The 18,388-nt window shown below is 71.2% G+C and carries 17 protein-coding genes; 7 read left to right on the top strand and 10 right to left on the bottom strand.

The annotated features are described in order from the left end of the window. Window positions 1–194 precede the first annotated feature (194 nt). Window positions 195–722: a hypothetical protein gene (locus K7C98_RS08100; protein WP_224191001.1), complete on the top strand. Its 528-nt coding sequence runs from the start codon at window positions 195–197 to the stop codon at window positions 720–722. A gap of 437 nt (window positions 723–1,159) precedes the next feature. Then, window positions 1,160–2,050, top strand: coding sequence for a hypothetical protein (locus tag K7C98_RS08105; RefSeq protein ID WP_224191002.1), 891 nt, complete (start codon window positions 1,160–1,162; stop codon window positions 2,048–2,050). Window positions 2,051–2,064: 14 nt separating this feature from the next. Here K7C98_RS08105 and K7C98_RS08110 read toward each other — a convergent pair whose 3' ends face one another. From K7C98_RS08110 to K7C98_RS08125, 4 genes are all read right to left on the bottom strand, one after another. Next, entirely contained in the window at window positions 2,065–3,177 is a 1,113-nt protein-coding gene (locus K7C98_RS08110; protein ID WP_224191003.1) for a M20/M25/M40 family metallo-hydrolase, read from the bottom strand. Window positions 3,178–3,365: 188 nt separating this feature from the next. Then, a complete protein-coding gene (locus K7C98_RS08115; protein ID WP_224191004.1) occupies window positions 3,366–4,748 on the bottom strand; it encodes a Ca2+-dependent phosphoinositide-specific phospholipase C in 1,383 nt (460 codons plus the stop codon). 544 nt (window positions 4,749–5,292) lie between these two features. After that, window positions 5,293–6,633 (bottom strand): aminotransferase class V-fold PLP-dependent enzyme, encoded by a 1,341-nt coding sequence (locus tag K7C98_RS08120; RefSeq protein ID WP_224191005.1) that lies wholly within the window; start codon window positions 6,631–6,633, stop codon window positions 5,293–5,295. Window positions 6,634–6,788: 155 nt separating this feature from the next. Further along, window positions 6,789–7,493, bottom strand: coding sequence for a phytanoyl-CoA dioxygenase family protein (locus K7C98_RS08125; RefSeq protein WP_224191006.1), 705 nt, complete (start codon window positions 7,491–7,493; stop codon window positions 6,789–6,791). 101 nt (window positions 7,494–7,594) lie between these two features. Here K7C98_RS08125 and K7C98_RS08130 point away from each other — a divergent pair, with 101 nt between their 5' ends. Beyond that, window positions 7,595–8,821: a hypothetical protein gene (locus K7C98_RS08130; protein WP_224191007.1), complete on the top strand. Its 1,227-nt coding sequence runs from the start codon at window positions 7,595–7,597 to the stop codon at window positions 8,819–8,821. A 70-nt stretch (window positions 8,822–8,891) separates the two neighbouring features. Here K7C98_RS08130 and K7C98_RS08135 read toward each other — a convergent pair whose 3' ends face one another. Beyond that, entirely contained in the window at window positions 8,892–9,203 is a 312-nt protein-coding gene (locus tag K7C98_RS08135; RefSeq protein ID WP_224191008.1) for a hypothetical protein, read from the bottom strand. A 215-nt stretch (window positions 9,204–9,418) separates the two neighbouring features. Between K7C98_RS08135 and K7C98_RS08140 the strand changes: the two genes are divergently transcribed. Both K7C98_RS08140 and K7C98_RS08145 read left to right on the top strand, forming a co-directional pair. Next, entirely contained in the window at window positions 9,419–9,634 is a 216-nt protein-coding gene (locus K7C98_RS08140) for a helix-turn-helix domain-containing protein (RefSeq protein WP_224191009.1), read from the top strand. A 266-nt stretch (window positions 9,635–9,900) separates the two neighbouring features. Then, window positions 9,901–12,504, top strand: a complete 2,604-nt coding sequence (locus K7C98_RS08145) for a tetratricopeptide repeat protein (RefSeq protein ID WP_224191010.1) — start codon at window positions 9,901–9,903, stop codon at window positions 12,502–12,504. A 104-nt stretch (window positions 12,505–12,608) separates the two neighbouring features. On the opposite strand, the gene K7C98_RS08150 is transcribed toward K7C98_RS08145, so the two are convergent. Then, window positions 12,609–13,364, bottom strand: a complete 756-nt coding sequence (locus K7C98_RS08150; RefSeq protein WP_224191011.1) for a hypothetical protein — start codon at window positions 13,362–13,364, stop codon at window positions 12,609–12,611. A 497-nt stretch (window positions 13,365–13,861) separates the two neighbouring features. Between K7C98_RS08150 and K7C98_RS08155 the strand changes: the two genes are divergently transcribed. Further along, the gene (locus K7C98_RS08155; RefSeq protein ID WP_224191012.1) at window positions 13,862–14,293 is read left to right on the top strand and encodes a cupin domain-containing protein; all 432 of its coding nucleotides are present in this window, start codon (window positions 13,862–13,864) and stop codon (window positions 14,291–14,293) included. Window positions 14,294–14,422: 129 nt separating this feature from the next. On the opposite strand, the gene K7C98_RS08160 is transcribed toward K7C98_RS08155, so the two are convergent. From K7C98_RS08160 to K7C98_RS08175, 4 genes are all read right to left on the bottom strand, one after another. Then, entirely contained in the window at window positions 14,423–14,965 is a 543-nt protein-coding gene (locus K7C98_RS08160) for a hypothetical protein (protein ID WP_224191013.1), read from the bottom strand. A 20-nt stretch (window positions 14,966–14,985) separates the two neighbouring features. After that, window positions 14,986–15,561, bottom strand: a complete 576-nt coding sequence (locus K7C98_RS08165) for a serine hydrolase domain-containing protein (RefSeq protein ID WP_224191014.1) — start codon at window positions 15,559–15,561, stop codon at window positions 14,986–14,988. 81 nt (window positions 15,562–15,642) lie between these two features. After that, entirely contained in the window at window positions 15,643–16,113 is a 471-nt protein-coding gene (locus tag K7C98_RS08170) for a hypothetical protein (RefSeq protein ID WP_224191015.1), read from the bottom strand. A 245-nt stretch (window positions 16,114–16,358) separates the two neighbouring features. After that, on the bottom strand, window positions 16,359–17,270 hold the full coding sequence (locus tag K7C98_RS08175; RefSeq protein ID WP_224191016.1) for a hypothetical protein: 912 nt from the start codon (window positions 17,268–17,270) through the stop codon (window positions 16,359–16,361). Window positions 17,271–17,530: 260 nt separating this feature from the next. Between K7C98_RS08175 and K7C98_RS08180 the strand changes: the two genes are divergently transcribed. After that, window positions 17,531–17,791 (top strand): hypothetical protein, encoded by a 261-nt coding sequence (locus tag K7C98_RS08180; RefSeq protein ID WP_224191017.1) that lies wholly within the window; start codon window positions 17,531–17,533, stop codon window positions 17,789–17,791. Window positions 17,792–18,388 lie beyond the last annotated feature (597 nt).

Raw genomic sequence — 18,388 nt, forward strand, 5'->3', positions numbered from 1 at the left:
GTCAGGCGAATTCGAGCAGAGGGCAATCCCCTGCGGCCTCGCGTCACCGCCTGGTCGTCGCATTCGTATCACCGTCAACAATGGTTAAACCGCTTGACACCGTCGGCGCCGACCTCTATTTACCCAGGTGCGAATCGGCGGTTGGGCCGAGCGCATTCACGGCCCGGCGGCTCGCCGGGCGGGGAGAGATCATCATGGCAGTGTCGAACGTCAGCGTCTTCCGTCCCTTCCTCACCGAGGCGCAGTGGGCCAAAGAGACCATCGGTCAGATCAACGAGTACAAGTCGCGCAATTGGGCGATCGGCCTCAACGGCGACACCGGCAAGCCCGACGGCTTCACGGTCTCGTTCGCCGAGCGCGACATGAACTTCGTCACCTACATCCGCGGCGCCGGCCTCTCGATCGGCAGCCCGGACGCGTACGGGCAGAACATCGCGATGGTGACCGCGTACATCGAGCGCGAGCGGCAGGAGGAGGTCACCCTCGTCAACAGCATCATCGCCCAGCTCGTCGACTACAAGTCGCGCAATTGGGCGGTCGGCCTGTCCTGGCCGGACGGCCAGCCCGACGGGTTCACCCGCTTCTTCGCCGTCCGCAGCCTGCCGATCTCCTACTACCTGCGCGGCAACATCTCGGTCGGCGATCCCTCCGCCTACGACGCCAACATCAAGACCCTTCAGGGCTACCTCGAGACCATCGGCAGCACACGCGTGGCGAGCTGACGCGCCTGCGGTGGCGAGCCGCGGAGATCGGCGAGTGGCGCCGAGTCGAGTAGAAGAAGCGAATGATTGCAGCGACGCTCGGAGCGGTCGATCCGGCGCTGGGAGGGCGTGGGCGAACCGGACGATTCGGCGCATCACGAACTGCCACCGAGCGGTCGCGCATCCGTCACCACGGACGGTGACGGCCAGGTCTCACGCGATGCCTGCATTCGCTATCTAAAGTCTGCGCGCGCAGCTCTCGCCGTGCTCGAGCGGGTGGCCGCCAGGCGAGGAATGCCGAACAGCGCGTCGCAGGACGCGCGAGGCGAGGCCGCCCGCGCAGATTCGCGCACGCGCAAGGCGCAGGAGGCTCGAGAGAGCGCGATGCCGCGCCGTCGCTCACGCCGCCACGGCGATCCGAGCGAACCGCGCAGTAGCGTCATGGCAAGATGCTCGCCGTGAATCACAAGCTAGCGAGCCTCTTTTCCCTGCTCCTCGCCTGCGGCGACGACGGGCCGATGAACACCTCGGCCACCGCGCCCACGACCGCGCCGACCACCAACAATCCGCAGACCACCAGCGACCCGCCGGCCTCGGACACCGACGACGGCACCAGCTCGCCCGCGACCGACGCGACGAGCACGCCGACCAGCACCACGTCCACCGGCGCGAACGCCCCGGTCTTTCTCACCCTCAGCACCAACCCCGGCGAGCTCACCGAGGGCGACAGCCTCATCGTCACCGCCATCCTGACCGACCCGGACGGCGTCGACGACATCGTCGGCGGCACTCTTTTAAACGAGGACGGCTCGACCGAGTTCGGGCCCTTCGTCGCCACCGGCCAGGAGGGCTCGTATTCCTTCATGCTCTCGTGGGCCCAGATCCACGAGGCCGACCCCATCCATTTCGAGAACATGGCGGAGAGCCGCGTCTTCAGCGCCCGCTTCTTCGATCAGGCCGCCAACAGCAGCACCAGGACCGTCGCCGTCACCCTCCAGTGCCCCGGCGGCTCGGCGTGCGGCGGCGCCTGCACCGACCTCGCCGTCGACGCGGGCAATTGCGGGACCTGCGGACACGCGTGCTCGCTCGCCTGCGACGACGGCACGTGCGGTCCGGCGTGGAGCGAGTGCATCTGGTCGGGGGACGGCTTCATGACCTGCGATCAGGTCTGCCAGAGCATCGGCGAGACGTGCGCCGAATCGCAGTGCGGAAAGGCGACCGTACAATCTTTCGGCGACCTGGAGTGGTGCATGAACGACCAGCATGCCATCGAACTCGATGAGCCCTGCGACAAGGCGCAAGATTGGGTGACCTCTGCCATCAAGTGCTGCTGCACCACCTCCGGATGAGATGAGTTCATCCTTCACATCCCGAGCGCCAGCGCGCTGGCCTCGGTGGTCGCGCGGGTCACACCCGCCGCGAACTCGAGGTCGAGGTCGGCGACCTCGTCGGGACCGGCCATGCAGTGATAGTCGAGGTTGCGGAACTCACCGGTGTCGGTGAGGAACACCGCGGGGAAGCCGGCGGCCCAGAACGCCGCGTGGTCGGAGCGGCGCAGGTCGGCGAACAGCTCGGAATTCTCCTGCCCGCCGGGCAGCTCGATGATCGCCTGCGGCAGCGAGATCCGGTCGCTCGCGGCCGCCAGCGCCACCGCGTGGTCGTGCGCCGACGCGCTGGTGACCAGGGCGATGAAGTCGCCGCGGAACATGTTCGCCTCGAGCTGCGCGTACGTCTCCGAGAACACCAGCTCGAAGCCGGCGGGCACCGTCTGGCTGTTGGGCGCGTCGGAGGTGAAGCCGATCATATCGAAGTTGAAGTTGATGACGATGTCGTCGCCGGCCGCCGTCGCGGCGGCCACGTAGGCCTCGGCGCCGATGAGCCCGTCCTCCTCCTCGTCCCAGCAGGCCACGTGCACCGTGCGCTCGAACTCGACCTTGGCCAGCAGCCGCGCGATCTCGAGGGTCGCCGCCACCCCGCTGGCGTTGTCGTCGGCGCCGCGGCAGTCCGTGATATGATCATAGTGAGCCGCCACCACCACGATCTGCTCCGGGTTCGTGGTGCCGAGGCGCCGGCCGACGACGTTGACGCCGGTGCCGTAGTCCATCAACACGACCTCGTAGCCGAGCTCCGCCAGCCGGTCGGCGCACAGGTCCTGCACGGCCTGCCAGTGCGGCGTCCCCGGCGTGCGGATGTCGGCGATGAACTGCAGGTCGTCGGCGTAGGCCTGCGGGTCGACGCAGTCCGCCAGCGCCTGCGGCGACTCGGCGCACGGGTCAGGCTCGCCCGTGGTCGGCTCGCCCGTGGTCGGCTCGGTGGTCGCGTCGCCCGTGGTCGTCGGCGCGGCTGTCGAGCCGCCGGTGGTGGTCGTCATCTCGGCGGTGGTCGACGCGCTCAGCGTGTCGCTCCCGCCCGGCTGGCCGCACGCGAGCCCGCCCAGCAGCAGGAGCCCGCAGATCCGTCGCAGATCGTTCGTCATGGCGGCGCCGAGCGTACCACGCGCGCACGGCCGGCTCCCCGCGGCTTCCCTCACACGAGCGCGAGCGCGACCTGCTCGCTCCGGCGGCCCGCGTGCTCGACGTCATCCACCCGAGGACTTCGACGTGATCGACGTCGGCGGGCCGAAGATGGGCTACGACTGGGTGCGCAACCTCGACCGGTGAGGGCTCACCAGTTCAAGTGGAAGCGCTGGGCGCCGGTGCCGTTGCAGTCGTAGTGCCACAGCTGGACGCCGTCGTCGACGCTGCTGTTCGGCACGTCCATGCAGCGCCCCTTCATCCCGACGAACGACCCGTGCTGGTCCAGGCGCCACTTCTCGCTCTCGCCGCCGTCGCACTTCCAGATGTGGTGCCGGTCCTCGAGGTCGCCGTCGCCGCCCTCGATGTCATAGCAATAGGCCGTGTTGCCCAGCGACCGCAGCTGCGTCTCGCCGGTGTAGATCCACGTCTGGTTCGGGTCGCCGTTGCACGACCACTGGATGATGTCGCTGCCGTTCTGGTACGACCCGTTCCACACGTCGAGGCACTTGTTGCTGTTGTCGTTGACGATCTCGAACTCGACCGGCACCGAGCGCCGCAGGCCGATCAGCGGCAGCTTGCCGCCGAAGGTCTCGGCGTTGCCGCGGCTGATCATCGACGCGCCCCAGCCGATCGCCAGGTACATGCGGTGGAACAGGTCGTGCTCGTAGCTGCTGCTCCACAGGTTCATCAGCTGGCGGTTGTCGTCGGCCCGCGCCGCCACGGCGTGCCAGCCCGACGGCGAGCCGACGTTGCCGCAGATCACCCACTTGTTGGTCCCGTACTCGTCGAAGTCGTTGGCGTTGCCCCACCAGTCGAAGTCGGCCGGGCTGTCGGCGTTGGGACAGACGAAGAAGTTCGCGTTGTAGTTGTAGCGGCGGACGTAATTCTCCTGCATGTCGTTCTTGTCGCCGAGCGGACCGCCCATGATGAGGACGATGACCTTGCCCTGCAGCGCAGCGAGCGACGGCCAGCCCTGGGTGGCCACGCCCTGGCGCAGGCTGTCGTAGCCGGTCCACGCGCGCAGGTCGTTGGGGCGGTACAGCTTGTTACCGAGCACCTGGGCGACCTGCGCGTGCAGCTCGTCGTACTGGGCGTCGCCCCAGGCGTACGGGCTGATCGCCTTCAGATCGATCTGCACCGTGATCGGCAGGTGCCCCGGGTTCCAGTCGCTCCAGTTGCGGATGTCGTTCAGACAGTCGCGCAGGTACCCGCCCGCGCCCCAGCGACAGTTGTTGCCGGTGTCGCTGTTCCACGAGTCGTGCTTGACCGGGAATTGCGGCACCCCGCCGACCAGCTTCGATTCGTGGATGTCGAGCTCGAGCGCGTGGAAGCCGCCCCACAGCGCCCAGTCGAGGCTCCCGAAATGCTCCCTCTGATACGTGTTGTGCGGCCGGGCGAAGTACACGTCGTTGTAAGCGTCGTTCCACGACCAACCGAGCGCAGCGGGAGCGTCCGCGCGAGCGGTCTCGGGGAGAGCGGAGAAGGCGACGGCGCCGGCGAGCAGGGTGAGCGAGACGATCTTCGAGTTCATCATGGTATTTTTGGCTAGGGAAGGAGAAAAGGGGTTCGTCGCGGCGCAGCGCTCCGTGGCGCCCGGCGCCCGACACCGGCGACGACTCGCGGTCGTACGTCGGTCCCGGGCGACGGCAGGGGCGCGTCGCCGAACGGCAAGCTCCGGGCGAGAGGACAGACCTCGCGGACCCGAATGTCGCAGCCGGATGGTGAGCGTCGGTCCCGGCGCCCGCGGATCACGGGAGGCGCGCCAGGCATGCTCCCGAGCACGTGGTGAGCGCGCGCATCCGCCTCACGCCGAAAATCGCGACGCCGGTGAAACCCGCGGCGGAGCGGGGATCTCGCGCCGACAGGCGCGGACCTCGAGGTCGATCCGGGGACACGCGTCGCGACGCCGGGCAATCATCACATCACGCTCACGACCTCCCCGCCGCGATTGTCGACACCGTGCTCACGCGCCATCGTCGGCGACGACGACGAACGGCCGGAACGGATCGGGGTCATGTCCCGCTGAACCTACCACTTCGGCGCTGCGGCTGCGCCCGTGCGCCCGCGCGCGCACATCAAGCGGACCCCGCCAGCGCATGCACGGCCGCGACGGTCGCCTCGACCTCCGCCGGACAGTTCATGACGCCGCCGGCGACGCGCACGAAGGAGACGGCGTAAGGGCTGACGGTCGCGTGGATCCTGCGCTCCCGCAGGCGCGCGACCACGACCTCCGGGGCGAGCCCATCGATTTCGAAGGCGACGATACCGGCAGCGAGCGAGGGATCGCGCGGGGTGTGAACGACGACGCCCGACAACTTCGCCAGCTCGTCGCGGAAGCTCTGGTTGAGCTCGCCGATCCGCCGGGCGACGCGGTCGCGGCCGAGCGCGCGGTGGAAGGCGATCGCCTCGGGCACGGCGAACACGTGCTCGTAGGCCAGGAACCCGCCGGGCGAGACGTGCGAGGCGCGAGTCACCGGCAGCGGCGCGCGATCCAGCCACGCCGCCCACACCGCGGGATCGGCGAAATCGAAGGTCGGCACCGTCGCTCGCACCTCGGGCCACGCGTCGGCGCGACCCCAGATGAAGCCGGTGCCGCGCGGGCCGAGCAACCACTTGTGCGCCCCTGCGATCACGAAGTCGGCGCCGAGGCGCGCCGCGTCGACGTCTTCGACGCCGACGCCGTGCACCGCGTCGACGATCAACAAGCAACGCTCATCGCCGCTGCGGCTCGCATTGACGCGCGCGACCACGCCGGCCATCTCGGCGATCGGCAGCTTCAAGCCGGTCGACGAGTGCACCCACGTCAATCCCACGGCCCGCGTCTCGGGCCGGATCGCCCGCTCGAGCCTGGCGACCAGTTCACCCGCGGAGGTGCGCGAGCTGCCGCGCGGCATCTCGTGCAGCGCCACGAAGCGCACGCCCGCGCCGGTCCGCTCGGCCGCCCTGCGGATCGACTCGTGGTGCGAATAATGGTCGTGCGCGGTGGTCAGCACCTCCTGCCCGGGCCGCAGGCGCAGGCCGGCGTACACGAGCGCGAGGCCGGTGGTGGTGTTCGGCACGAGCGCGAGCTCGTCGGCGCGACCGCCGAGGTAGCCGGCGAGCGCCGCCTTCACGTCCTCGAGCGGGCGCTCGCCTCCGGGGGCCAGCAGCAGATCCTCGATCAGCAGCGGGTTGTCGTCGATGCGCCGGCGCCAGCCCTCGATCGCCGCCCGCACCTGCCGCGGATGCGAGACCAGGAAGAAGCTGCTGAGGTGAATCCACGACGGATCGAGCGCGAACTCGTCGCGCACGGCGGACCAGTCGACGGCGCCGTCGCGCGCGCCCCCGGCGAACGCGGCCGAGCTGTCGCTCGCGGCGGCACCGGCGGCCACGCCGCTGGCGAGGATGCGGAGGAACGAACGACGATCGAGGCTCATGATCGACTCCGGCGACTCTGACGATGCGTCGAGTGTGGCCCGACGCGGGCCGCCGCGCTCGCGCGCCGTCGCGGCCCCCGCGCTCACAGCCCTGCGCGTTTGCTGCGTCCGCTGTGCCGCCGCGCCGGCGCCCCCCGCGAGCCCGTCGACCGGCGTCAGCGGCCGCGGCTGGCCACGGATTGATCGAAGGAATAGCGCGACGTGGCCATCATCCGCATGTTCTTCGTCGAGTTGATGGAAGGGGTATGAAGCACGCGCATGTCCATCAGAAAGACGTCGCCGGCCCGGCCTGACATCTCGACGATGCCAAGACCCATCGCGCGGAGGCTGGCCGCCAGATCGGTCGAGGTTCGCAACACTTCACGCAGCTCGGGGCCCGGTGCTCGGTGCGACCCCGCCAGGGCCAGCGTCGCGCCCCCGCGCGGGGCCACGTCGTCGATCAGGACAAAGGCCTGAATGCCGTGCGCGCGCTCCCCCGGCGCCGCGGCCATGTCGACGTGCCAGTTCAATCCATGCAGGGTCCAGTCGCCCTGCTGGGGCGGCGACAGCAGCAGTTGAATGCCCTGCCCGGGGGACGGCGCGCGCCCCGCCAATTCGATCATGACAGCGAGGAGCTCGCGGGTCATCAGGGCGTCCTGCAGGCCCGGGACCGTGACGAGCGACGAGAGCTTCCCGATCTGCTGAAAGGCGGGCAGGCCCTGCAGTCGATTGGACAGGCTCTTGCCGGCCCCCCAGACCTTCAATCGCTTCAGCTCGTCGAGCACTCGCTGCTTGATCGGCGCCATCCGTTTCCTCGGGTGGAAGCCATCCAGGCGCAGACAGCCTTGCTCACGGAAGATGTCGAATTGCGCTGCTTCCATACGCCTGTCGCGGGCTCGCCGGCCGAGGATAGCGAATGCTCTGCCGGGATGCTCGGCTATCGTCGGCCGCGCCGCAGGATGGGACGCGGCGAACGATTACCGTGAACAAACACACACCGTTCAAACCGCCGATTGTCGCGCCGGAGGCGCATCCTGGCAGCTCCGTCTGGACGCGAGGTTGCGGGCTTCCGGATACTTCGAGAGCGAGGACGCGAGCCACGCCGTCACCATCCCACGCCTCCACGTCACGCGAGCGCGGCGGACTCGCGCGCGCGTGGCCGACGGCGCTCGTCGTCGTCCTGATCGCCGCCTGCCTGTGGTTCTACGGCCTCGGCGCGGGCGGGACCTTCTATTTCAAGGTCGCCCAGGCCCCGCTGCGTCCCGCGGCCGACGCCCCGTACTACCGCGAATCGCTGCTGCACGTCGGCCTCGCGCACCTGCTGGGATTCAGCGGTTCGCTGGTCGCGTTCCGCCTGTTCGTCCTGAGCGCCTTCTGGGCCGCGTGGCTGTACCTCGCCGCGCTCGTGCATCGCCGCCTCTCCCCGGTTCATGCCGCGGTCGTGCTGTGCGTGCTGGCGTTTCATCCCTCGGCGATGATCGCCCACGCGTGGACGTGCCACCCGGACGCGCCGACCTACCTGCTCACCGCCCTGCTGATGTTCGCCCGCCGACCCGCCGGGGCCGCCGCAGTCGCGGCGATCGGGGCGTGGAACCACGCGGCGATGTGGCTGGTGATCTGCGTGCAGACGATCCTGCTGTGGTCCGCGTTCGCCGAGCCGCGAGCGCGCGCGCGGGCGCTGGCCGTGGGCCTCGGATACCTCGTCGGCGTCGCCAGCCTCCGAGGAGCGCTGGCGCTGAGCGGCGTGCAGATCGCCGCCGATCGCCTCGCGCTAGCGACGAGCCAGAGCGTCGCCGCGCTGGCCCGCCAATTCACCGACGCCGGCTGGCCGATCGTCTACACCCTGCACTTCGCCCACCTGCTGTGGCTGCCGTCGTTGATCGTCGTCCTCGCCCGGACCGACCGGCGCGCCGGCCTCGCCGTGCTCGCCGCGCAGGTTCTGGCGCTCGCGGCCGCCTCGGTCACCGAGGACACCACGCGGGTGTTCGCCTTCCTCGCCTGGGGCTCGCTGCTGTACGGCCTCGTGCACGCGCTGGACCGCGAGTCACCCGCCGCTCGCCGGCCGACCCTCCTGCCGTGGCTGCTCGCCGTCGCCGTCGCCGTCACGATCGCCGCGCCGAAGCTCTTCGCCTGGCGAGGCGCCCTCCACGACACCTCCCGCGCGCGCGAGCACCTGCGCGCGCTGCTGTCCGGCGCGCGCGATCGCTAGCGCCAGAGGACATGTCCTCTCAGACATAAGCAAAAGGACATGCCTGGGCAGGCATGTCCCGGAGATCTCTCTACGCCTCGACGCCCGCCCGCTCGGGCTCGTCCTCGATCGCCTCGCCGACCTCGATGCGGATCGTCTGGCCCTTCTTGCCGCGCGCCTGGGTGCGTTGCAGCAGCATCGCGCTGGCGCCCCCGGTGTTGATCCACCCCTTGTCGGACTCACGCACCGTGCCGCCCAGCCCGGTGACGATGCGCAAGGGCATCGGCGGCGTGACCCGCAAACCGTTCAGTTGCCAGTAGAAGAACGGGCTGTACCACAACGTGTCGATCGTCTCCCACTCGCCGTCCGTGCGGAAGGTGTGGGTCGTGATATGGAGCTCCATGGCTGGTCCCTCCGTCGCCGAGTATGTGATTGCGCTCCGACGCTGTCACTGCGACGGCCCGTCGCAGCCGCCTCGCGGGGCCTTCACGCGTTCGCCGCGATCGCGGCGCGGCGGACGATCGACCGGCGTCGGGCTCCGCGGCGGGACAATCGGCGTGCCGGGCGAGCCCGGCGCTTGATCCGCACCAGACCAAGGTCGCGCAGTACAAGGTCGTCATGCCTCAGCTCATCCTCGACACCTTCAATCTCGAAGCCGCTCAGCGCCGCCTCTGCACCGAGGCCCTCGACCACGCCGGCAACATCGTCGGCGCCGCCAGGCTCCTCGGCATCACCCGCCACGCGATGAAGCGCCGCATCATCAAGCTCGGCATCACCCGCACCCGGCCCGCCGAGGCGCCGGCCCCCGCGCCGTCGCTGTCGGCCTCCGCGTAGCGACGTGCAGCTCACGGGGCCCGCGCATTCCTCACCCGCGGGCCTTCGCATCGGCATTCGTCGGCTTACGACCCTGCGCCCTGGACTACTGTCACATTCGTAGAATTTGAAACATGAAGACCGGCGCCGCGCTCGCCGCCTCCGGGCTGCGCGAACGCGAGCGCCCGCGCGTGCGTCTGCGCGCGGCCCGGCGAATACCGCCAGGGCCGCGCCGACGCACCGATCGCGTGACGCGGACGCGGCGGTCCGTCACTATCCTGCCGGGAGTGACGGACCTCGCCGAGAGCGCCGCGCCAGTCGCCTCGCTCGCCGAGGCGAAGACAGTGGCCGCGGCTGCGCTCGCCGACACGGCGACGCCGACCTCGCAGCGGCCCGGCGCCGCCCTGCTCGAGCTGAGCTCGGGCGAGACTGTCGATCGCTACATCGTCCTCGCGCGGGTCGGCGCCGGCGGAATGGGCGTCGTCCACGCCGCCTACGATCCCGAGCTCGATCGCAAGGTCGCGCTCAAGCTGCTGCCCACGCGCAGCGACGAGGCCGACGCCCGCGCCCGCCTGCTGCGCGAGGCCCAGGCGATGGCCCGCCTGCAGCACCCCAACGTCGTCGCCGTGTTCGACGCCGGCGCCATCGCCGGCCACGTGTGGGTGGCGATGGAGTTCGTCGACGGCCAGGTGCTGTCGGCCTGGTCGGCGGCGGCGCGGCGCTCGTGGCGAGATGTCCTCGAGGTCATGTGCGCCGCGGGCCGCGGGCTCGCGGCGGTCCACGCGGCCGCGCTGGTGCACCGCGACGTCAAGCCCGACAACGTCATGGTCGGCGGCGACGGCCGCGTGCGTCTCATGGACTTCGGCCTGGCCCGCAGCGGCGGGCCCGAGCCGGCGTCCACCAGGCCGGGCCGCAGCGATCGCATCGACGACACCCAGGCCGGCGCGATCTTCGGGACCCCCGCGTACATGGCCCCGGAGCAGTTCGCGGGCCTGCCTGCCGACGCGCGCACCGACCAGTTCGGCTGGTGCGCCACCTGCTGGGAGGCGCTCTACGGCCAGCGCCCGTTCGCCGGCGACGACATGATCGAGCTGGCCACGGCCGTCACCGCCGGCGCGATCCGTCCGCCGCCGCCGTCGCCGGTCCCGCGCTGGCTGCGACGCGCGCTCGAGCGCGGCCTGCAGCCCGATCCGCAGGCCCGCTTCGCCTCGATGGACGCCCTGCTCGCCGAGCTCGCGCACGGCCAGAGTCGCGCCCAGCGGTGGCTGCAGCGACTCGCGCTCACGGCCGCGGTCGCGGGTGCGGCCGGGGTCTACGGCGCGCGGCAGCTCGAGTCGGCGCGGGCCGTCGCCGCCTGCGACGCCGCCGGCGGCGCGCTCGAGCGGGTGTGGAACGACGACGTGCACGCCCGGATGAGCGCCGCCTTCACCCGCGCCAGCCCGGGTCTCGCCGACATCGCCGCCTCACGCACCACCGCGTGGCTCGACCGCTACGTCGCCGACTGGCAGCAGATCCGCGTCACGGCCTGCCGCGAGGCCACCATCGAGCACGCGCACGCCCTCGACGTCGCGGCCGGCGTGGCCGCGTGCCTCGACGAGCGGCGCATCGACCTCGAGGCCGTCGTCGGCGTGCTGGTCGAGGCCGACGCCGAGGTCGTGCAACGCGCGGCACACCTCGTGTCGGGATTGACGCCGGCGTCGACCTGTCCGCTCGAGGCCCGGATCGTACGCACGCCCAGCTCGCTCGCCGACGCCGGCCTGCGCACGCGCACCGGCGAGCTGCGGCGTCGCCTCGTCCGCGCGGTCGCGCTCGAGGACACCGGCAATTTCGCCGAGGGTCTCGCCGCCGCGCGCGACGTCCTGTTCGAGGCCGAGCGGTTCGGCCTGCACGCCCTGCGGGCGGAGGCGCAGATGCGGATCGGCAACCTCCACGAGCGGCGCGGCGACTTCGCGGCGGCCGAGCGCGCGCTCGAGGACGCGGTGTGGATCGCCAGCGGCGCCGGGCACGACGAGACCGTCGCCGAGGCCGCCTCGACGCTGGCCTTCACCGTCAGCTACCGCCTGGGCCGCCACGAGGACGCGCTGCGCTGGGCGCGGCTCAGCCAGGCCGCGCTCCATCGCCTCGGCGCCGAGGACTCGCTGCGGGCCGCGCGGCTCTACAGCGTCCTCGGCACCGTGCATCGCCTGCGCGGCGACCTCGAGCGCGCCCGCGAGCTCTCGCTGCGCGCGCTCGCCATCCGCGAGTCGCTCCTCGGGAGCGAGCACCCCGACGTCGCCCGCTCGCTCAACACCCTCGGCAACGTCGCCCTCGCCGACGGCGAGTACGACCTGGCGATCCAGTATCACGAGCGCGCGCTCGCCATCCGAGGCAACGCCTACGGCGTCGACAGCCACGACGTCGCCACCTCGATGAAGAACCTCGGCGACGTCCACCTCGCCCGCGGCGCCGCCGACGACGCGTTCTACTACCACAACGACGCCCTGGCCCTGCGCGAGCGCCTGCTCGGCCCCTCGCACCCCGACGTCGCCTCGGCCCTGATCGACCTCGGCCGCACGCACCGGGCCCGCCGCGACGATCGAGCTGCCCGCGCCGCCTTCATCCGCGCCGCCGAGCTGCGCGAGCGGAGCGCCGTGAGGCCGCTCGTGGTCGCCGAGGCGTGGACCCACGTCGGCGAGGTCGACCTCGCCCTCGGCGACGTCGACGCCGCCGTCGTCGCCCTCGAGCGGGCGCTCGACCTGCAGGGCGCCTCCGGTCCGCCATCCCCGCAACGCGCCGCGACCCTCGCCGCCCTCGCCGAGGCCCTGCGCGCCCGCGGCGACATCACCCGCGCCGACGCCACCGCCCGCCTCGCCGACGACGAGGCCGCCCGCGCCCACCGCGACCGCGGCTGACATTTCTCTCGAAATATAAGCGCTGAATCGTCGGCCCTTCACCCGGCCGACGGACGGGGCACCGATCCGCGAACCGGCGTGAATGCGCCCGGTCGAGCGGACCCCTATCCGAAGCGCCAGCCGATGAACGCCCGCGTGCGAAACAGAATGAGCACACCAGGCCACGTGAAGTCGAAGGACGGCTCGACGCCCAGCAAGAACCGTCGCCGGGGACCGAGCGCCCCCTGGACGCCCGCACCGAGCGAGAGCAGAAAGAACAGCGCCGCCCGCTGGAAGTACACGTCCTTCGGGATCACCGCGATGTCGAGGCCGGTACGTATCAGCCCGTAGCCGAACACGCGCTCGTTGCTCGCGCCGATCCGGAACTCCCCGCCGAGGCGCAGCAGATCGACCGCCGGATCGCGCGGGCCCGCCAGGTGCTCGAAGAAGCCGCCCAGCTGCGCGGCGAATCGGCGGCCGCGAGCGACCGAACGCCCACCGCTCACCCCCCACGCATATTGCCGGTACCCCGGGTCCAGGACGTTGAATGACGCGATGCCCGGAGCGACGTGCAAATACGTGCCCGGCCGGCGAAAGCCCTCCGTGAGCAGGGGCGCCTCGGGCTGGGCCGGCGCGCGGGCAGGACTTGGTTTCTCGTCGTCGGTCGCGCTCGCCACGGGCGGAGGAGACGCGGCGATTTGCGCCGGCTCCCCGGTCGCCGCCGCCTCGGTGGCGTCCGGCGACTCGACGTGCTCCGCCGGCTCGAGCTCCGCAGATTCCCCGCTCTGGACCGCCGAAGGCGCGCTCTCGGCCGGGGGTACGCTGGGCGCCGATTCACCCGGCGCACGGCTCCACACGGCAAGGACGAACAGGATATGCATGTACAGAGCCGCATCGTAATCGATGCCCGGCTTTGCGTCAACGACCCACGGCCTCACGCCAGGCCCTGCCCGGCGTGATCGCATCGGCGCGACAAGGTCTGGCCGGACACCACGCTCGCATGGGTCGAGGCCAACGGGCGCACCGGCGTCCTCGTCTCGCGAGGCGACACCGCGATCGCCCTGCCGACGATCAGCGCCTCGGACGAGGGCATCGATCGGCTGGTGTGGATCCTGAATCCGACCGAGCTCGCCGCGTTCGCCCGCTCGCTGTCTGGCGCGCCGCCCCGCCTGAAGCGCTTCCGTCGCACAACCATGCGGCCGGCGGCCCGCCGCCGCCCATGGGTGCCGGGGAGACGACGCGGTGCGTCCCTCCACGTGCCTACCGCCCGGGCGGCATCGTCGCGCTCGCGGATTGAATCACACCCATCAATCTCCACGACATCGCCGGCGCCCCCTCGCCGGCAGACCCCCCATCGCTCTCACAAGGAAACGCTCCAATGCTCCACTCCAGCCAAAGACTCGGTACTCTCATCGGCCTCGCCGCGCTCCTCGTCGCCTGCGCGGGCAGTGCGAAGCTCGCTCGGCCCGACACGGCTCCTGCGGAGGCCGTCGTCACCGAGCTCATGACGAAGCCGCTCGCCGACATCCCGGGCAAGGAGGCCCTGCTGATCCGGGTCGACTATCCGCCGGGCGCCGTCGACCCCGTGCACCGTCACGACGCCCACGCCTTCGTCTACGTGCTCGAGGGCTCCATCGTGATGGGCGTGAAGGACGGCGAGGACGTCGTGCTGAAGCCGGGGGACACCTTCTACGAGGGCCCCGACGACATCCATACCGTCGGCCGCAACGCCAGCAGCACCGAACCGGCGAAGTTCCTCGTGCTGCTGATCAAGAAGCCGGGCACGCCGGTGTTGATCCCGGTCCAGTGAGCCCCGGCGGAGCGACCAGCCGCGGCCCGACCCAGACGTGGGCAACACCGGGCGCCTGGGAGCTCCGCCGCAGGTCGCTTGCCTGTCGCTTCCACGGTCGGCGCCCCGATCGGCCGGCAGCGGCGCGCTTCAGGAGATACGCGCCGCGGCCACTGCCACGAATTCCGGGTAGGGCGCGAGCGCGGACGCCAGTGCGGCGTCGAGCGCGTCGTTGCGAAACTCTGCGTCGGCGGCGGCCCGGCTCGCCGACGTGAAGAAGGCGTGACCCACGCGCAAGCTGGCGTGACTCGCGGCGACAAACGCGTCGCCGGGCTGCGCGTCGTGGACACCAGCGGCGAGCTGTTCGAGAACGCCGCCGCGTTCACGGTAGCAGCGCGCACCGCCGGTGGCGGCCACGTGCGCGACCGCGTCGAACAGAAGCACGACTGCCACGCCCGCGGCATAGGGCGGCGGTGGTGCCGCTGCTGCGAGCGTCGCGGCGGCGCCGTCGGTCACGCGAGCCAGGCGTGCGAGGGCGCCCTTGACGCTCTCGAGCGAAGGGGTGGCGAGATTGCCCTGCACCGCGACCAGCGCGACGACAGGTCCGCCCTCGATCGGGCGTGTCTCGACGGTGGACGCCACGTCGGTGTCGACGCGCCGCCCGTGCACGATGGCCCCGTACTGTCTTCCCATGGTGCTCCATCGTACCCGGATCAGGGGCCCCGCGGAAGGCGATGCTCCAATTTCTGCCGTGGCGAGCGGCGCGCTGTCACCGTTCGGCGCTCTCCCCAGCGTCGGCATAGCTCGCTTCCATCAGCGCGTCGCCGAGCTGGCCGAGCTTGGCATAATCGTAGCTCGCGTTGGTCATCACGATCACGGTGGCGCGCGGCGAGTATCTCGTTCGGGAGGCCGCTCGAATGGCTCCTCAGCCGCCGCAGCGTGAGCTTCGCCCCGGTGTCGGCGCGGTAGTCGGAAAGGTAGCGACTGATCGGCGCGTCGAGGTCGAGCTTCCCCTGGTCGACCAGCTTCATGACGACGATCGCCGCGATCCATTTCGAGATCGAGCCGACCTCGAACCGCGTGTCCCGCGTCATCGGCACGCCATGAGCGACGTCGGCCGCGCCCCGCGCCTCGAGCGCGTCGATGGTTTTGCCACGCCCCACCAGCGCGACGCCGTTGAAGCCGTCCCCCTCGACCGCCCGGTCGACGATGTCGCGGGCCGGCTCGGCGCCGGCCGGGAGCGGGAGGAGCAGGAAGAGAGCGGCGACCGCCGGGAGAAATCCTCTCATGCTCGGAACTATAATTTACACGGCGCGCGCCCGTCACACCGACCCGCGAGCAGCAGCTCGCGCCTGGGCTCGGGGGGCGCCTCAGAAGGTGCAGATGCCGACCACGACGCCGACCTGCGGCACCGGAGCACCCTCGCGGTGGGCGAAGTCGTAGCCGAGGCGGACCATCCCCGCGACGATGCCGCGGCGGCGCGAGCCGAAGCGGAGGCCCACCCGGCCCTCGGCCTCGACCATGGGCGAGAAGAAGCGGACCGCGAAGCCGCCGCCGACGCTGGCGAAGCCGCGCCCGCGCGCGCCGAAGCTCGTCAGGCCGGTGACGTGATAGCGGTGGGTGAGGAGCCCGGAGAGGTAGCGCTCGGCGAACCCGACCGACACGGTGAACTGGAAGCCCAGCGCCCACGGGCTGTGCTTCAGCCGGGCGCCGAAGAAGAACGGCAGGTTCGCGGAGGGGAAGAAGTGGAGCCCGTACGTCGGCCCCGGCAGGAACGCGAACACGAACCGCGGCTTGTTCGCCGGCGCCGGCGCAGGAGGATAGGCAGGCGGATAGGACATGTCCTGATGGACATACGCAGGCGCGGGCTGCGGGGCGGCCGAGGGATCGGCGGTCCCCGCGAGCGGGGCCGCCCCGGCGGCCGCGGGCGCGGTCCCAGGCGCAGGCGCAGGGGCGGCCGGGCCGGGAGCGGCTGCCGGAGCGGGCGCGGCGGGCGGCGGGACGGCGACGCCGGCGTCGGCCACCGGGGTCGGATCCTGCCCCCAAAGACTTGTCGAAAGAGCCATGTTCAAAAGGACATGAGAAATCATGACGCACCTCCGGCGGCGCGACGGCGGCGGCCCAGCGTGCCGATCCACAGCAGCGGCGCGAACAGCCACAGCGCCAGCGGCGACGCGTGGCCGGTCACGGCGCAGGGCGTGTAGATGAGCTCGCGGTCGTACTCGTCGCGGTCGAAGCGGCGCGTCTCGCCGCGGGTGCCGTCGGCGGCGACCGGCGTGAGCTCGAGGCCGTCGGTGGTCGGCGGCATCTCGATCGTGCCCGACCAATTGCCGGGCTCGCGGACCGCGAACACCTGGCCGTCGTCGTAGAGCACCTCGACGTAGCCGCCCTCGCGCAGCCACGGCTGCTCGAGGTCGAGCCGCAGGTCGAGGTAGCTGCCGGTCTCGCAGCAGCCCTCGTCGCCGCGCTTGAACTCGAGCTCGATGTCGTCCAGCGAGCCCGGCGCCGCGGCTGGCGTGGGGTCGAAACGCGTGCGCACGAACGTGTATTGGCCCTGCTCGTCGTTGGGCGCGGGGCCGTTGTCGTCGCACACGAGCACATAGGACCGGTCGGGGATGAGCGGGCGCTCGGGCACGTAGCGGACGATCGCGTCCGGGTAATTGTCGCCGCCGACGTACGAGGGCTCGACGTTGCAGTGCTCCGCGCCGTCGACCTCGACCGCGACCGGAATGACGTCGTCGCCGCGCTCCAGCCGGCACTCCGAGGGGTGGGCAAAGTCGTACGCGCAGCCGCGCAGCTCCCAGAATTGGGCGTCGACCGGGAACTCGGCGGTCGAGTCGCGCAGCGAGCCGGGCATCGACCACTCCGCCTCCCACGGCGGACCGTCGCACGAGAGCGCCGCCGCGGGTCGCTCCGGCAGGACGAACAGCGCTGCGCCGGCCAGCCCGGCCAGGGCTCGCGCTCGCGTCGTCGAAGAGATGTTCGCTGTGCTGTACATGATGAGCGTCACCGTTCGGACCTGGAGTCGCCGCAGGCCCCCGAAAAATTGCGAGGGCCGAAAATTGGCCACTCGCGCGGCCCTGGCGAGGTTTGGCGGGGTGGCCTGGCGGGATCGCGCACGCCCATCGCGCCCTGCGCGTCGGGGTCTGGCGGAGTTGTCCCCGCCCGCGAAGCCCGGGCAGCTCCTCGAACCTGTCTCGCCAGTCATGAACATTAGAACATGTCGAAATGGACACTCAGGACGCCGACGGCGCGTGGATGGCCGACTCGATCGACACGAGCGATGCGGGCTCTTCGAGCGAGCCGCGCCGTCGAACCCCGCTGACCCGCCGCCTCGCCCTGGCCATGACACCCGGTACACCGCCGCCCCCGCAGGAAGGCATCGGCTCGACGCGCCGCTCCTCGATCGTCGTCGAGCTCGAGCATCTGCGCCGGGCCTCGGCGCTCGCCCCGGACGACGGCGCCGCTCTGTTCATCGTCCGGCTGGGCAAATGTCATGACTGCGGACCTCTCGGGTGAAGGTGCCGCGGCGACCGCCATGGAGAGCGGGACCCCTCTCGTGAATCTCCGGGCGCGCCGGCTGGTGGGGACCCGCCACGAGAGAGCGCGTCGGCCCTGTGTGCATTTGGGTACCTCCTCGTCCGTTCTCACCGTGCACACGAGAGCGGGGCGCCCGCAATCGGGATGGACGAGCCGCTGGTGACTCCGTGGATCCAGGATCCTCATCCGACCGAGCAGCGAACGGCGCCCTCTCCGGCCGACGCGGGGCCTGCCGACGGTGATTGCGCATGGTGTGAAGCAGCCTGCTCCCGCGGTTGTGAACAGCGTACGCCGGGGGCTCCCCGACGGCGACCGAGGAACATCGATCTCCCGGTTCGTGAGGCTACACGCGCCGGGCGGCGATCTCCACCGTCCTCGCCGGCAGCAGTGCACCTGCCGATGCGGCAGGTCAGGCGGAGCGGTCGGCCAAGAGGCTCGACAAGGCTTCTCTCGGGTCGGCCCCGTCGGCATCGGGCTTCGCGCGACGCCGGGCGATTCACTCTACCATCAGCCCGCAGATTCGCGTCGCCTGCGTAGATCGGGCCGTCCCCGCCTCCTCCGCCGGGGGGCCTCGAG

Origin of the sequence: Nannocystis pusilla (assembly GCF_020073745.1) — a bacterium.
In the GTDB taxonomy this organism is placed as follows: Bacteria; Myxococcota_A; Polyangia; order Nannocystales; family Nannocystaceae; genus Nannocystis; species Nannocystis radixulma.